The organism is Oleiphilus sp. HI0066, from assembly GCF_001635725.1.
The window spans coordinates 1-807 of the sequence record NZ_LWFH01000737.1; the positions used below are offsets into that span (position 1 = coordinate 1).

General features: G+C 43.4%; 1 protein-coding gene. It reads left to right on the top strand.

The window, feature by feature from the left end:
- Positions 1 to 118: 118 nt before the first annotated feature.
- Positions 119 to 807, top strand: a 689-nt coding sequence (locus A3738_RS09005) for a cation:proton antiporter (RefSeq protein WP_197473746.1), incomplete at its 3' end; no start/stop codon positions are given.

Below are 807 nucleotides of genomic sequence, written 5' to 3' on the forward strand. Positions count from 1 at the left end.
CTACCAATATATCGTCATTCTCATTTAGTCGAGCGAGAGTCTTTACAAGCCATAAGGCTTTCTCGAAAATAGATCACAGAAACGGGCCAAGAATCATAACACAAGGACAGCATGCTTCATGCCTGAAACGTCGATAGTTCATTCATTCTTCTTAATTTTTACTGGCGCAGCTATCGTTGCATCGTTCGCTCTGTATGCGCGACAGCCACTCATACTCGCCTATATCATTATTGGTGCAATCGTTGGGCCATTCGGCTTGGACTATGTGTCAGACGCTCGAATGCTTAGCGAAATAGCCGAGATTGGTATTATCTTTTTGTTGTTTTTACTTGGCTTAGACATGCAGCCTAAAAGCTTAGGCGCAATGTTTGGCAAGGCAAGTTTCGTTGCAATTGTTTCATCGGTCGCATTCGCGGGGCTCGGATATATTGTTTCAATCCAATTCGGTTTCACTCAACTAGAAGCGCTCATCATCGGTGCGTGCATGGTGTTCTCAAGCACCATCATAGGGATTAAATTACTACCTACCACAGTTCTTCATCACCGACATACTGGCGAGCTCGTTGTCGCTCTGTTGCTTATTCAAGACTTAATTGCAATTCTAGTGCTGCTATTAATCGGAAGTTTTACATCTAGTGAAGATGCCGACTTTGAAATCCTAGAACTAGGTACGACACTATTGATGCTGCCTTTCGTTGCACTAGCGTGCTACTTGATCGTTCGCTTTATCATTCTTCCTCTATTCACTAAATTCGATCGTTTTCATGAGTACATGTTCCTGCTATCGATTGGTTGGTGCTTAGGGGT